The following is a 14,892-nucleotide window of genomic DNA, read 5'->3' on the forward strand; positions in this document are numbered from 1 at the left end:
AAAGGAAGGCTGCCATTTGGCAGCCTTTTTATTTTGAATTAATGATAAGTTGAAATCTTTCTTTGATGCTTAACATGGAGATATTTAAGAGAAATAAGAATCCGAAGATCAGGTAGAATGATTGTTCCGGGAGCTTTTCTGCCAGGTCATCAATATCCATAAAATTGATTTGCTTTTTTTTCACATCATCAAAGTACACTGTACATCCATCTCCATGATAACTTCTTTCAATTTTGTTAGGATCTTTATAAAAATGAACGGCAAAAAAATGGCCTGTTTTTTCCATGTCAACGCCGTATGTATCCTGCTTGGAAATGGTCATAGCATCAATTAGAGCTATAAAATCCTGATAACTGTTTTCATCGTTGATTACAAATTCAATTCCTGACTCTTTTTTATTTCTGGCTTGGAGTTCTTTAAGTTGAGAAACATAGAATTTCTGATTTTGAAGAGCTGTATTAGGCTTTACAACAATCTTTTTATAATTCCAATTTCTATAAGGCTCAAAAGTATTGTCAAAAGCTCTATTGGGCCTGACTTTCGCAGGAAGCCCAAGATCCATTACCGTATATGGAGGATGAACCCTCTGATTTCCATAATACCAAAACAGAACGGGAATCAGTATGGCACTGATTAATCCAGGTACGTAGAATATTTTTTTCATGGTTAGTTTTTTAGCGAAACCTAATGAAAATTTTAAGCCAAAAAAAAGTGATCCGAAACGAACCACTTTAATTTTTTTGAATCTTTAAATCATTCAATCTTTAATTCTAATCATTGAAACCTACCAATCTCTTTTTCTCAAAATCCAGTATGATCCGAATATGAATAGAGCAGACCATGCCAGACATGCAATAAGACTTTCTGTAGGGTAGTGGAACTCATATTTTACGCCCATCATTTTAGCCATATTTAATCTCATCATCGGATTAGGAATAAGACTGGACATACTTTCCAACGGTAAAAGATGCGTGATGAAAAAGTCATTCTGAAGAATTTCATTTCTTTGTGGCCCCTGCATCCCTTTTACTTTTGAGAATACTTCCACAGCAGTTAAAATTCCTTCTCCAATCCAGAAGACAAAAAGAGCAAGAAATACAAACACTGATTTTCTCAGTAAAATAGAAAGAAACATTAAGAAACAGAAGAAAGTGAACAGTTTTACAAAGTAATTTCCAATGAAGAAAATCTCAGCAACAACCTTTGCAGATTCTTTTGTATTTGAATATTGATAACCAAGGAATATAGTAATACCCAATACAATCAATGTTGAAACAATCGTGAAAATACTTATCGTAAGTAGTTTTGAAGTGATGAATTCTTTTCTGCTTAATCCATCAATCGTATTCTGCTTAAACATCCGGTTGCTGAATTCCTGCGAAATAGAGAAAACAATAATCAGTCCCAGGAAAATTTTCAATAAAGCAACAATCCATGTGGTAAAGTTCCAGATTTCCGGGAAATTATAAATCCCCTGTTCCTTTAAGTTAATGGTTCCTCCGAAAATATCAAAATCAACCAATCCGATGAAAAGCAAAGCAATAAGAATAGCAAAATATAATATTGTAAAAACTTTGAACGGCTTATAGTTCAAATTTTTGTAGTATTCCAGTTTTAATAATTTTATCATGACTAATTGGTGTTTTTTACAAGTTCAAGGAATTGAGATTCAAGAGATAGTTTTTTCTTGGCCAAATGAGATAAGAAAATCCCTTTCTCAGCCAGTTTCTGATTCAGTGCCGAAGCAGAAATTGATGCATCATCACGGATCTGAGCTTTAATATAGTCTCTGTCCTGATTGACGAAACTAAACCATGGTAGCTCATTCAACGTGTTGAAAAGAAGTGTATTATTATCTGCTTTCAATTCAAAATATCCGTTGTTGGAAGTCATTTCGTCTACTCTTCCGCAGTAGATGGAGTTTCCTTCTTTCAATACAATTACATGGCTGCAGATTTTCTCAATTTCATCCAAAAGGTGGCTGGCAATAATGATCGTGATTCCCTGTTTGGCAATATCACTAATAATTTCCCTGATCTGAATAATTCCTTCCGGATCCAGTCCGTTGGTTGGTTCATCTAAGATCATCACTTCAGGGTTGTTCAGCATCGCTGAAGCAATAGCAAGACGCTGTTTCATTCCCAGAGAAAAGGTTTTGAACGTATCTTTTCTCCTTTCAAACAGGTTTACGGTTTTCAAGACTTCATCAATCCTTGAATAAGGAGCATTTTTAATTTCTGCTACAATTTTAAGGTTGGTTTCTGCACTTAAATAAGGGTAAAAGTTGGGCTGTTCGATAATCGCTCCGATCCTTTTTAAAGTTTCCGGATCAGTTCCTTTTTTACCAAACCAGAACCAGTCTCCGCTGGTAGGATTGATGGTTGAAAGCAGCATCCCGAAAGTAGTGGATTTTCCGCTTCCATTCGGACCCAGAAGCCCATAAACATTTCCTTTTTCAACGTCAAAAGAGATATTGTTGACCACAACTCTTTTGAATTTTTTCGTTAAATTTTTTACTGATAAAATCTTTTCCATGTAATTTGTTTTACATAGTAGTAGTCTATGTAAATTAGATGATGTTACAGAATTATCATAAATCAATATTAATTTATGGGTAAATACATTAAATTTGATAGAATTAATCAAGACTTATGAAGCTAATTGAACTGGCAGAAGAACTCAATGTTTCTGCAGAAGCCATAAAACAGTTTATACAGGATTTCGATCTGGAATTGGTAGACTGTATCAGTACGAATTTTGAAGTAAAAGAAGATTTTGAAAAATTTGCCCGGGAAAATGTAGACTTTTTAAGATTATACGAAAAAGATCTGGATAAGAATAAAACTCTGGAGCAGATTGCCAAAGTCATCAACCAGCCTAAAGACAAGGTAGAAAAGGTAATTAAAGATAATAACCTTAATATTTTTGATAACGGGTTTTTCAAATCTTCTATCTCCAGCTATGGAATTGATAACAAATTGGGAGGGAATTACCAGTTTGTCTACGATTATTTCGGGCACAAAACCAGCCTGCAGCAAAGAGATTTTATAGGATACAGGGATCTGTTCTTTTACACCTCTACTGTTTTGGAACCATTCCTGAATCCGCAGCAGATCAAAGACTGGGGGATCAACAAGCCTGCAGGAATTATTTTGTATGGCCCTCCGGGAAGTGGTAAAATATTTTGGGCGAATAAGATTGCTGAAATCATTGGATATCAGTTTAAAGAAGTCAAAAAACATTATTTGAGCACTTCGCTGATTGACGGAAATGAAACCAATTTCAGTGATTTTCTGTTGAATATGATGAAGGAAAATAAAATGTTGCTCTTTATGGAGGATTTTGATGAAATTATGATGCAGAGAAGAGCAGAAACAGATGTTGCTTCCTGTAATCTTGAAGCTCAGGAACTTATTCTTCATTATATCGGAAAATTTGAAAAAGAAGGAGTTTTAATGGTTGGTTCTGCCAATTCAGTTTCAGAAATTGACGAAGAAATTCTTGCTCCGGGAAGATTTGATGTCATGATCCCGATCTTTCCTCCCAACGCTTCAGAGCGGTCAGAAATCATTTTATATGCTATGACCAGAGGATTGGAAGAAGACTCTTTACTTTACAAAATACTTAAAAATAACAAAGCAGATAAAATCCCTTTCTGGCATGAAATATCTTCAAAGATGAAAGCATTCAGCAACACAATGCTGATCGATTTCACCCAAAGCTTAAAGAAAAGAATTAAAAATCTCTATCAAAGATCCAGAAATGAAAAGCTGAAGATTGATCAGAATCTTTTGAACGGGGCACTAAGAGATGCAGGTTCAAAACTTACCGAAGAATATCTGGATCAGGTAGCCAGGTTCCTTGCAGATGCCATTATTAATAATTTTGATGATTTTAAGTTCAGGATTCAGGCCTTGAAGAGCGAACTGGAAACCTACAGAGTTGTTGAAGAACCACAAAGAGCTATAGGATTCCAGCATAATGAGGAGGAGAAAGATAAAGGCTAGGTGGTTTAAGATTTAAAGTTTATAGAATAATTACTCATTACTCATTGCTCATTACTCATGAACAGCATCTGGGAACTGGACACTTTCTACAGGAAAAGAGATATCATTATCATTGGTGCCGGATTTTCCGGGCTTTGGACAGCCATATCCATTAAGGAGAAGTATCCCGAAAAATCTGTTCTCATCCTGGAGCGGAATACCATTCCATTGGGAGCATCAACGAGAAATGCCGGGTTTGCCTGTTTCGGAAGCCTTACCGAAGTTATTGCTGATTCAGAGAAAATGGGCTGGAAAAAAACGCTGGAACTTGTTAAAATGAGATTTGACGGACTTCAGAAAATTCAACATTATTTTAAAAATGAAGAAATTGATTTTGAACTTACCGGAGGCTATGAAGTTGTAAATAATGAAGAACCTTTATCCCATATTGATACCGTTAATGAAAAGCTGAAAGCAATAACCGGTCTGGATCAAACATATACTCTGAAACAGGACAAAATAAAGGAATTCGGGTTGTGGAAATCTGCATTTCTGATTGAAAACCCCTGTGAAGGAAGTCTGCATTCCGGAAAACTGTTGCAGAAACTGCTTGAAAAGTGTCATGAGCTGAAAGTAGAATTTTTATTTGGAACAGAAGTTGGAAATATTAAAGAAACAGTTAATGAGATTGCGGTTTACCTTTCTGATGATCTTTCTGTAAAAGCAGATAAAATAATCTATTGTACCAACGCTTTCACTTCCACGTTCCTGGAAAAAGAAAATATTGTTCCTGCCCGCGGACAGATTCTTCTGACAGAACCCATAGAAGGATTGAAGCTGAAAGGAACTTTTCACTATGATGAAGGGTATTATTATTTCAGGAATCTCGGAAACCGGGTGTTATTGGGTGGTGGAAGAAATCAAGATTTTGAAACAGAAGAAACAACGGCTTTTGAAACGACAGAATTTTTACAAAATCATTTGGAAAATTTTTTAAAAGAAGTTATTCTTCCCTATAAAGACTTTAAAATAGCACTCCGCTGGTCAGGAATAATGGCTATGGGCGATGAAAAATCACCCATTGTAAAACAACTTTCAGAAAGACAGTTTTGCGCGGTAAGACTTTCAGGGATGGGAGTGGCCCTGGCTCCTAAGATAGGTGAAATAATGGCTGATATGATTTAAAATAACGAAGTGTACAATGAAATACTTACCTTACGAACGTATTACTTACAAAACAAATTTATCTGAACAGGAAGTTTTAACAAGACTTTCCGGCTTTGTAGAACCCAAAAAATTCGGTTTAGGGAGGAATTCCATGAAGGATTATGAAGGTTCCGTCAATAAAAATAGCTTTGAAATCAGTAAAGTTATTCAATACAGAAATTCTTTTCTTCCTCAAATAAATGGTAGAATCCACAATGACAATGATGGGACACAAATTCAGGTAACCTTTTCATTACATGCATTTGTATCCTTTTTTTTAATAGTTTGGTGTTCATTTGCCCTGATTTTCTTCATAGGTGTGTCTATAAGAGTTATAAGAGCAAAAGAAATATCTGTAGAATTTTTTCTTCCTTTATTTATGCTCTTGTTTGTCTATGCTTTAACTATGGTAGGGTTCAAATCGGAAAGTAAACAATCAAAAGAATACCTTAAAAGAAGCTTTGAAGCCGAAATCATCAGAGAATCGTGAGTTCTGATTAATTTATGAAACCTTAATAAAACTTCAACTCGAACTCAAAACTTTAAATCCGGAACTTTAAACTCAAAATACTCCACTCTAAAAGAATTCCTTATTTTTGTAAAAAGAAAAATTCGTGATTAATAACGACCAGATAAAAGAAGTTCAATCCAGGATTGAAGACTTACACAGATACCTTCAGATTGAAAAAAAGAAGATAGAAATTGCCAATGATGATGAAAAAACAGCAGCTCCTGAATTTTGGGACAACCCGAAAACGGCTGAAGCATTCCTAAAACAGCTTCGTTCCAAGAAAAAATGGGTAGAAAGCTATGATGAAATTCAGACGCAGTTTGAAGACATACAGGTTTTAGTGGACTTTGCTAAAGAAGATCCGGATTCTGAAAAAGAACTGGATGAGACCTTTCCAAAATTGGTAGAAAAAATTGAGGACCTTGAATTCAAAAACATGCTTTCCAATGAAGGAGATGAGCTTTCTGCTGTACTTCAGATCACCGCTGGGGCTGGAGGTACAGAAAGCTGCGACTGGGCGGCTATGCTGATGAGAATGTACACCATGTGGGCAGAAAAACAAGGATATAAAATACGTGAGCTGAACTTTCAGGAAGGTGATGTAGCAGGTGTGAAGACGGTTACCCTGGAAATTGAAGGAGAATTTGCTTTTGGATATTTAAGAGGTGAAAATGGGGTGCACCGTTTAGTAAGAATTTCGCCTTTCGACAGCAATGCGAAACGCCATACCAGCTTTGTTTCCGTATATGTTTATCCTTTGGTAGATGATACGATCGAGATTAATATTAACCCTGCTGATATCTCGTTTGAAACGATGAGGTCTTCCGGAGCAGGAGGGCAGAACGTAAACAAGGTAGAAACTGCTGTACGTCTTCGTCACGCACCAACCGGAATTATCATTGAAAACTCAGAATCCCGTTCTCAGCTTCAGAATAAAGAAAAAGCAATGCAGCTCCTTCGTTCGAGACTATACGAAATGGAACTGGAAGAGCGTATGAAGGCAAGAAATGAGATAGAAGCCAATAAAATGAAGATCGAGTGGGGAAGCCAGATCCGAAATTACGTAATGCACCCATACAAATTGGTAAAAGATGTGCGTTCAGGTCATGAAACTTCAGATGTGGATGCGGTAATGAACGGAAACCTTACTCCATTCTTAAAAGCATTCCTGATGGCCGATGGGACCGCAGTTTCTGATGATGATCTCGATTTATAAAAATCATGTTTGAATTTTAGTTAAAATCTTATAATTAATTTTTGTTTCAGATATTTTAGGCTTACTTTTGTTGTTCATCGATATTTATGGAAGATTTCAATAGCTGGAAGGATTTATTAAACCCGGAATTTTATATTAAAATGGGAGGGTTTTGGCTTATTTTATTCATTGTTTTTGCCGAAACAGGTCTTTTTGTAGGTTTTTTTCTGCCTGGAGATTCACTTTTGTTTGTTTCGGGTATTTATGCTGTTGAAATCATCAAAGAGACTTTTGGATCTACAGGAAGCGATTTCTTAGATACTACATTATTAGCTTCAGGAGTAGCTCTTGCCGCTATTATTGGAAATGAAGTAGGATATTATTTCGGAAGAAAAGCCGGGCCTGCTTTATATAAAAGACCGGATTCCATGCTTTTCAAGAAAAAATACCTTTACCAGGCTCATGACTTCTTTGAAAAACACGGAGCATTAGCAATTATTATGGCTAGATTCTTACCTGTTGTAAGGACTTTTACCCCCATTGTAGCAGGAATTGTGAAGATGGATAAAAAGGAGTTTTTAAGGGATAATATTATTGGTGCTGTGCTATGGTCGTTCATTTTGATCTTTGCAGGACATTATCTGGATAAACTGTTTATGGAACAGTTTGGAATCAACCTGAAAGAGAAGCTGGAATATATCATTATTGTGATTGTTTTGGTGACAACACTTCCGGTGATCATTAAGTTTGTTTTCGGAAAAAAGGATGATTTCTCCAAATATGAAAACAAAGATTCTGAATAAAAAATAATTCAATCAAAATATACAGCCGTCTCAGAAATGAGGCGGCTTTTTTATGTATGAGAAATGTTTTTTACCACGCAAAGCTCGCAAGGTTATTATTATGATCCGTTACTTTTCGTTCGCAGAGGCGCTTCACTTAGCTAAGTAATCTATTTTGCTGAAAGAAGTGTCTTTGCGAACGATAGAATTATAAGTTTTAAAATTTCTTTGTGAACGTAGCGTTTTTAAATACATCTACCAGACAAAAATTTTTTATGCTGGATACTAAAAGATTCTTATGAACGAATTGTTTAAAATAGTAGTTTAACTATTTATTGCATTAAATAATAGCTATTTTTTAATCCATTCCAGAATATTGGGATAGATGATGCTGTCTCTTTTTCTTTTACTGAAGAACCTTGGCGCATGGCCTGCTCCTTTCATAAAGATAAACTTGTGCGGAATATTCATTTGGGTAAGCACTGAGTCCATGGCAATCCCTTGATGTTGATTGACCAAAAAATCATTATTACCCTGAAACAGGAGGGTAGGAACATTGGTAATATTCGCAATAGGACTTGCTTCTCTGAAAGCTTCAGAAACATTTTTCCGGTCAAACTTACTACCTACCACCTTTTGAAAAGTGGGAGAAGTATATTTGGAATAAAAAGATTTAAGATATTCAGAGCTGTAAAAATCTGTTGGTCCACTCAGAGAAATAATTTTTTTGATCTGATCGGAATGCTGATATCCGTAAAGTAGAGCCAGATGTCCGCCGGCACTTTCTCCCAGAAGAATATAATTATTAGGCTGAAGCTCTGCTTTTTCCGTTAAAGAATTGAATTTTTCAATCGCCAGGCCAATATCCTCAAGCTGTTGCTTATAAGTGATTTTTTTCTTTGCAGAAACCAACCGATAGTTCATATTGATACTTGGAATTCTGTTTTCAAAAAGCATTTTCTGAACCTGTATCATGTGTTCCTTCTTACCTAAAGTCCAGGCACCGCCATGAACGATAAGAACCACAGGAGAATCTTCAGCATAATCTTTGGGAAGAAAGACATCCATTTTTTGTCTTTTATGCTCACCGTATTTTAAATTGTAAATTTTCTGCTGGCCTCCGGGACCTACCCAGACTCTGAACTTCGTATTGCAGGACTGCAGCAGAAAACCGAAGCATCCCATTACGAAAAAATGATACCTGAGAATGAGCTTTTTCATTAATTAAATTTACAAAAAAATTGATGTCTTGTCAATGATAGATATCAGAATATTAAAGTTTTTCAGCGGTTTTTGATGAAAGTCCTTTTTTGATGCTGATAACATCTTTTTCTCCTTTCTTAATAATGAAAGAAATTTCGCTGTCATCATCCTGAAGGAAAAATACATCCTCTTTTTCAGCCAGCATTCTCACTTTGGGAATAGTATTGCTCTGAATAAAGAGCTGACCGTTTTCGTAAAGAATATGAATAATACTGTCGTCCGAAAGCTTATAATTACCGGCATATTTTTTAAGTAAATCAGTACTTAAAGTGACTTCTTTCTTAGGCTGGGGAAGAGTATAGGTTTGATCTAAAAGGACTGCTAGAATAGTGTTCCCTGCTTTTTCCAGCTTTTTACTCGTGATATTATTCAGAAGGATAATGCTGAGGTCCTCTTCAGGAAGCATAGCAAAATAGCTTGTAGAACCCTCTATATTTCCACCATGGTTGATGAGTTTTTTACCATACAGATCATCAATAAACCATCCGTAACCATAGCCGCTCAAATAAGGTGTTGTAGCCTTTTTAAATGTTTCTTTGGATACGATTTTATAATCTCTTAATCCTTTATAATAATTGTAAAGGTCTTCAGCAGTACTGTAGATCTGTCCTGCAGGGCCCGTTAATGTAGAATTCCAGACTTCTGTTTTTTCCTGTTTTGTTTTTGAAATATATGAATAGGGAACTGTTTTGTATGGACTTTTCAGAGCCAGATAATTAAAGCCGGTGTGAGTCATCTTCAGAGGATTTAATATGTTTTTTCTTATCGCATCTTCATAAGAAAGGCCCGTTAATTTTTCAATAATAATTCCCAGCAGAATATAACCTGAATTGGTATATGAGAATTGAGTACCCGGTTCAAAAGCCAGAGGTTCGTTTTTAAAATAGGAAAGCTCTTTATCTTTGGTAATACTGTTTCCGGTGTGAAGCAGGCTGAAATATTCCTTGTTTTGCAATACTTCATAGATACCAGAAGTGTGGGTAAGCAGATGTTCTATCGTGATTTCTTTTCCTCTTGGATAATCAGGAATATACTTTGAGATAGGATCATGTACAGAAAGTTTTCCCTCTTCACTTAATTTCATAATCATTAGAGCTGTGAAAGATTTGGTCAAAGAAGCAATCTGGTAGACACTTCCGTTCTGATTGGGTATCTTTTTTTCTGCGTTTTGCCAGCCGTAAGACTTTTCAAAAATGATTTTATTCTGATAATGGATTAAAGCCGTTCCATTAAATTTATTGATAGCTGCGTATGCTCTTATGATACTGTCTATTTCCTGCTTTTTCTTTTCCTGATCAATAGTGCTGATATTCGTTTCAGTCTGGGCTTTTAAAAGAGAACAGAATATGCTTAACATAATAATAGAACATAGTAAGGCTAAAACAGAGGATTGACGTTGCATAGTATCAGATTTTAAAAACGGTTAAAAGTAAGCAGATTTTTGTTATGTTGTTAGTAGATAATTTATTATCCATAAGGCAGCTGTCGGGAACATCATAATTTATCTGAGAAATTGTCTGGTAAACTATAGATTTTCAGCATAGTGGCTCAGAGAATTATTGTATCTGGGCAAATGTTTTGAAATTGCTTTCAGGGTAAGTGATAATGCTTCTTTGTATTCTCCCGCTGAAGAAAGGGACAGCGCTAAAAAAGAGTCTACTGCATCATTCAGTTCGTCAGAATAATTAGCTTTTTCTTCCCTTAAAATATGAATGCTTTCTTCTATCTTTCCATTATTTCTTAAGGTACTTGCCAGCTGGATTCTTGCTCTTCTCCTTCTTAAACCGGTTAATCCTTTATTTAATGCCGATCTGTACAGAGGTTCTGCTTCCTTTTCATGTCCTGTGGAATCAAAAGCACAGGCTTTTTCAAAATCAGCAATGGCCGGGGAATCCGTTAGTAATTCTGTATGATTTTTAATTTGGTGAATAAACTCTTCATTGCTTATTGTTCCGAGTTTCAGCCATATACTCTGTAATTGGGTTTCCCAGTTTTCATCCATTGGATAGATTTTAAACAAAGATACAAAATATTGAAAGCTGAGCATTGTTTAATCATTCTTATAATTTTCAAAATTATTGTCAGTTTATGAATCTAAAAACGGAATTAAATATTTATTTTTGCTAGACTTAACAAAGATTAAAAAATTATTAAAATATGGCATCAGGCTTTTTTGCAATTTTGGATGATATTGCAGCATTGATGGATGATGTAGCGGTTACCAGTAAGGTTGCTACACAAAAGACAGCAGGGATTTTAGGAGATGATCTGGCTGTAAATGCGGAAAAAGCCACTGGCTTTCTTTCTTCAAGGGAAATTCCAGTTTTATGGGCAATTACAAAAGGTTCTTTTATCAATAAACTGATCATTTTGCCTATCGTTTTTTTACTCAATTGGTTGTATGCTCCGGCTATTAATTATGTATTGATCCTTGGAGGATTCTACCTGGCCTTTGAAGGAGTTGAAAAAATAATAGAATTTCTTTTTCATCGTGACAAAAAAGGGCATGAAGTTATAGAAGAAATTGTAGAAGAAGAAAAAAGTTCTGAAGAAATAGAAAAACAGAAAGTAAAATCGGCAATTACAACAGATTTTATCTTATCAATCGAGATCGTTATTATTGCTTTAGGAACCGTACTGGAAGAAAGTCATCCTTTCATTACACAGATTTTAGTAACAAGCCTGGTGGCATTTATTGCGACTGTTGGAGTTTATGGAATTGTAGCTTTGATCGTAAGAATGGATGATGCGGGCTTTAAATTAATTAAAAAAAGTAATGATAAAGGTTTTTTCGGGAGGCTTGGACATCTATTAGTGAAGGCTTTACCTATTGTTATTAAAATATTAGGAGTCGTGGGAACAATTGCTTTAATAATGGTTGCCGGGGGAATTTTTCTACACAGAGTGGAATTTTTTCATGGCATACTTCCAACCTGGCCGGATGTTTTGAAAGAGCTTACGCTTGGAGTTGCGGGCGGATTGGCAGCGGTTGCAGTCTTCACTTTAGGAAAAGGAATCTATTCTTTAGCAACAAAAAAATAAAACAGAATTAGAATTAAATAACCAAAAAATCCTGTATTCAATAGAGTACAGGATTTTTTATTAATAAATAGGGAGAATTGATCAGTTGACTTATTAAAGGTCATACTCGTTTTTGCATAGGCATTTACTGAGATTCTTATCCCTTATTAAGTTATAGTTTGGAGTAAGTTTATTTTATTTTCAACCCATTCATGTAGGCTAATTTAATTGTATTGGCGCCATGAAATTCAGAATAATTGAGATCAATTTTATTTTCCGTTTCTAGTTTCTCGTAAAGTTTAAGAATTTTCCCTCTATATGGGCAACTGTTTACAAAATTGTTTAAAAAAATTTCAGTAGTATCTTTTTCTGAAAAACATAGAAAGAAATCTAAAGGAGAAATAGAATCTTCTGACCATTGATTAAACTTTGTTCCATTATTCTTTAAAAACTCGATGGCGATTTTTTTAGAATTAAAAATTTCGAAAATTGGAAGTATATATTTTTCTATATTTTCTGTGATTTCAATAATTGATTTTTCATAAGATAGCCCTGCTAAATTCCATTCTTTCCAATTATTATAGGGAGTTAAATAACCTATTTGATTTCCAAAAATTAATCCCTGAGAATATTCATTTTTAGTTTGCTCTATCTGCCATTTCTTTAAAATTTTAGAATAGATACTAATGTGAGGTAGGAGTTTAATGGATGAAGAATCATTTCTAAAACTCGACTGAAAATAAATCTCAAAATAGATATCTTTATCAAGGGATACTTTCTTAAGTCTTTGTCCTTTTTCAAGCGTTTTGAAACCATCAAGTTGAGTGGCAATTTCGTTACAGGCATTTAAAAATATTGTTCTTGTATCCATTTGTTTCCAGAAGTATTTTGAGTCGATCAAATAAAGAATAAAAGTATAGAAAATAAAAGAGAATAAAAAAAGAGGCTTAAAAAGCCTCTCTTATATTAATTGAATAAATCTTTTACTTTATCAAAAAAAGTTTTTTCCTTTCCGGATGGTTCTGCAACCATTTCTCCGCTGGACATCTGCTTTTCAAAGAAGTCTTTCTGGTCTTTCGTAAGCTTCTGTGGCGTCCACACATTGATATGGATAAACATGTCTCCTTTTCCGTAACTGTCGATGCTTGGAAGTCCTTTTCCTGCTAATCTTAAGATCTTTCCGGACTGAGTTCCCGGATCAACGGTAATTTTTACTTTTCCGCCTACGGTAGGAATTTCTTTTTTCGTTCCTAAAGCAGCTTCAGCAAAAGAAACATACAGTTCCTGATGAAGATTATCGCCTTCTCTCTTGATGATTTGATCTACTTCCTCTTCAATGATCACCAATAGATCCCCTGGAATTCCACCAAATGGAGCATCATTTCCTTTTCCTCTTACATTAAGCTGAATTCCGTCTCTTGCTCCTGCCGGGATATTGATTGTGATTTCCTCTTCATCTTTGATAAGACCTTGTGCATTGGCTCCTGCAGGAATTTTGTCAGCAACTTTTCCAATTCCCTGACAAGTACTACATGTAGTTTGAGTCTGCATTTGACCAAACATGGTATTCATTACTTTTAACTGAACACCGGAACCGTTACAGGTAGGACATGTTTTTGAAGTGGCACCTTCTGCCATCTTCATTTTCTTTACTTTGATGGTTTTCTGAGTACCATTTACCATTTCCTCAAGGTTCAGCTTGATTCTGATTCTTAAATTAGAACCTTTTACCTGCTGACGGCCTCCACCGCCGCCACCAAATCCTCCGAAACCACCACCGAAAATATCTCCAAACTGGCTGAAAATATCTTCCATGTTCATTCCGCCTCCGAAGCCTCCGCCTCCGAAACCGCCATTTCCACCCATTCCGGCATGACCAAACTGGTCGTATCTGGCACGTTTCTGATCGTCGCTCAGAACTTCGTAAGCCTCAGCAGCTTCTTTAAATTTTTCTTCAGCCTCCTTATCACCAGGATTTTTATCCGGGTGAAATTTGATGGCCATTTTACGGTATGCTTTTTTTATTTCGTCGGCGGATGCAGATTTGCTGATCTCAAGAACCTCGTAATAATCTCTTTTTGACATGACAATTTTATAATTGATTGTTGATAAATGATAAAAGATATTGTAAAGCTAATAAGTGAAACATTCATCAATTATCACTCATCATTTATCATTTCTGAATTTTAATTTCCTGTTACTACTTTTGCAAAACGGATTACCTTATCGCCTAAAGTATATCCTGTTTCAATAACGTCTACGATTTTTCCTTTCAAATCTTCCGATGGAGCAGGGATCTGAGTAATCGCTTCATGGAAATCAACATTAAAGCTGTCACCAGCTCTTACTTCCATTGTTTTTAAGCCTTTTTCGGTAAGTTTATTTTTGAATTTCTGATAGATAAGCTCTACACCTTGCAGGTCAGCCGGGTTTCCGTTTTTAGCGATTTCCTTTAATGCTCTTTCAAAATCATCTAAAACCCCTAACATTGAAACCATCATCTCCTGGTTGGCATACTGGAAGAATTCCATCTTCTCTTTGCTTGTTCTTTTTTTATAGTTTTCAAATTCAGCGTACAATCTGATGTAACGGTCTTTTTCTTCTGCCAAAAGTTCTTCTGCAGAAGGAGTAGCTGTCACATTGTCCTGAGACGTTGCGTCATTCTGAACGTTGTTTTCTTCCTGATTATTGATGCTTTCTTCGTTAATATCCTGGTTTTCCATAATTCAATATTTATTTACTGTTTGTTTGACAAAGAGCCTGCCAAATATGAAATCAGGACATTAAGGCAGAAAAATGAGTGAAGGTAAATGGTGAATAAATCAATCCGCTTTGCTTATGAATCTGTAAGTGTGTAGTTTTAAAAATTGACTTTGTAAAACAAAAATTGACTATTGACCATTCACTTAACAATGTCCAATAGTCAGT

The 14,892-nt window shown here is 35.3% G+C and carries 15 protein-coding genes; 6 read left to right on the top strand and 9 right to left on the bottom strand.

What is annotated here, in order from left to right; translation table 11 throughout:
• Window positions 1–28: 28 nt before the first annotated feature.
• The 3 genes from DYR29_RS21735 to DYR29_RS21745 all read right to left on the bottom strand — a co-directional run bounded on the left by DYR29_RS21735 (window position 29) and on the right by DYR29_RS21745 (window position 2,535).
• The gene (locus tag DYR29_RS21735) at window positions 29–664 is read right to left on the bottom strand and encodes a hypothetical protein (RefSeq protein ID WP_213278496.1); all 636 of its coding nucleotides are present in this window, start codon (window positions 662–664) and stop codon (window positions 29–31) included.
• Window positions 665–784: 120 nt separating this feature from the next.
• The gene (locus DYR29_RS21740) at window positions 785–1,630 is read right to left on the bottom strand and encodes an ABC transporter permease (protein ID WP_213278497.1); all 846 of its coding nucleotides are present in this window, start codon (window positions 1,628–1,630) and stop codon (window positions 785–787) included.
• Between the two features lie 2 nt (window positions 1,631–1,632).
• On the bottom strand, window positions 1,633–2,535 hold the full coding sequence (locus DYR29_RS21745; RefSeq protein WP_213278498.1) for an ABC transporter ATP-binding protein: 903 nt from the start codon (window positions 2,533–2,535) through the stop codon (window positions 1,633–1,635).
• Window positions 2,536–2,651: 116 nt separating this feature from the next.
• Between DYR29_RS21745 and DYR29_RS21750 the strand changes: the two genes are divergently transcribed.
• From DYR29_RS21750 to DYR29_RS21770, 5 genes are all read left to right on the top strand, one after another.
• Window positions 2,652–4,007: an ATP-binding protein gene (locus tag DYR29_RS21750; RefSeq protein ID WP_213278499.1), complete on the top strand. Its 1,356-nt coding sequence runs from the start codon at window positions 2,652–2,654 to the stop codon at window positions 4,005–4,007.
• Between the two features lie 57 nt (window positions 4,008–4,064).
• Window positions 4,065–5,171, top strand: a complete 1,107-nt coding sequence (locus DYR29_RS21755) for an NAD(P)/FAD-dependent oxidoreductase (protein WP_213278500.1) — start codon at window positions 4,065–4,067, stop codon at window positions 5,169–5,171.
• A gap of 16 nt (window positions 5,172–5,187) precedes the next feature.
• Window positions 5,188–5,682 carry a hypothetical protein gene (locus tag DYR29_RS21760; RefSeq protein WP_213278501.1) on the top strand — a complete coding sequence of 165 codons (495 nt, stop codon included), beginning with the start codon at window positions 5,188–5,190 and terminating at the stop codon, window positions 5,680–5,682.
• Window positions 5,683–5,806: 124 nt separating this feature from the next.
• Entirely contained in the window at window positions 5,807–6,919 is a 1,113-nt protein-coding gene (gene prfB, locus DYR29_RS21765; protein ID WP_213278502.1) for a peptide chain release factor 2, read from the top strand.
• 86 nt (window positions 6,920–7,005) lie between these two features.
• The gene (locus tag DYR29_RS21770) at window positions 7,006–7,701 is read left to right on the top strand and encodes a DedA family protein (RefSeq protein ID WP_213278503.1); all 696 of its coding nucleotides are present in this window, start codon (window positions 7,006–7,008) and stop codon (window positions 7,699–7,701) included.
• A 330-nt stretch (window positions 7,702–8,031) separates the two neighbouring features.
• Here DYR29_RS21770 and DYR29_RS21775 read toward each other — a convergent pair whose 3' ends face one another.
• The 3 genes from DYR29_RS21775 to DYR29_RS21785 all read right to left on the bottom strand — a co-directional run bounded on the left by DYR29_RS21775 (window position 8,032) and on the right by DYR29_RS21785 (window position 10,945).
• Window positions 8,032–8,901, bottom strand: a complete 870-nt coding sequence (locus DYR29_RS21775) for an alpha/beta hydrolase (protein ID WP_213278504.1) — start codon at window positions 8,899–8,901, stop codon at window positions 8,032–8,034.
• Between the two features lie 52 nt (window positions 8,902–8,953).
• Window positions 8,954–10,345 carry a serine hydrolase gene (locus DYR29_RS21780; RefSeq protein WP_213278505.1) on the bottom strand — a complete coding sequence of 464 codons (1,392 nt, stop codon included), beginning with the start codon at window positions 10,343–10,345 and terminating at the stop codon, window positions 8,954–8,956.
• A 123-nt stretch (window positions 10,346–10,468) separates the two neighbouring features.
• Window positions 10,469–10,945, bottom strand: a complete 477-nt coding sequence (locus DYR29_RS21785) for a tetratricopeptide repeat protein (protein ID WP_249413563.1) — start codon at window positions 10,943–10,945, stop codon at window positions 10,469–10,471.
• A 155-nt stretch (window positions 10,946–11,100) separates the two neighbouring features.
• On the opposite strand from DYR29_RS21785, the gene DYR29_RS21790 reads away from it, so the two are divergent.
• On the top strand, window positions 11,101–11,985 hold the full coding sequence (locus DYR29_RS21790; RefSeq protein WP_213278507.1) for a DUF808 family protein: 885 nt from the start codon (window positions 11,101–11,103) through the stop codon (window positions 11,983–11,985).
• A 169-nt stretch (window positions 11,986–12,154) separates the two neighbouring features.
• On the opposite strand, the gene DYR29_RS21795 is transcribed toward DYR29_RS21790, so the two are convergent.
• The 3 genes from DYR29_RS21795 to DYR29_RS21805 form a co-directional block, all read right to left on the bottom strand.
• Window positions 12,155–12,835, bottom strand: a complete 681-nt coding sequence (locus tag DYR29_RS21795) for a DUF4304 domain-containing protein (protein ID WP_213278508.1) — start codon at window positions 12,833–12,835, stop codon at window positions 12,155–12,157.
• Between the two features lie 95 nt (window positions 12,836–12,930).
• Window positions 12,931–14,049, bottom strand: a complete 1,119-nt coding sequence (gene dnaJ / locus DYR29_RS21800; protein ID WP_047423678.1) for a molecular chaperone DnaJ — start codon at window positions 14,047–14,049, stop codon at window positions 12,931–12,933.
• Between the two features lie 101 nt (window positions 14,050–14,150).
• A complete protein-coding gene (locus DYR29_RS21805) occupies window positions 14,151–14,690 on the bottom strand; it encodes a nucleotide exchange factor GrpE (protein ID WP_425394641.1) in 540 nt (179 codons plus the stop codon).
• Between the last annotated feature and the right edge of the window lie 202 nt (window positions 14,691–14,892).

This window comes from Chryseobacterium indologenes (genome assembly GCF_018362995.1).
GTDB lineage: Bacteria > Bacteroidota > Bacteroidia > Flavobacteriales > Weeksellaceae > Chryseobacterium > Chryseobacterium indologenes_G.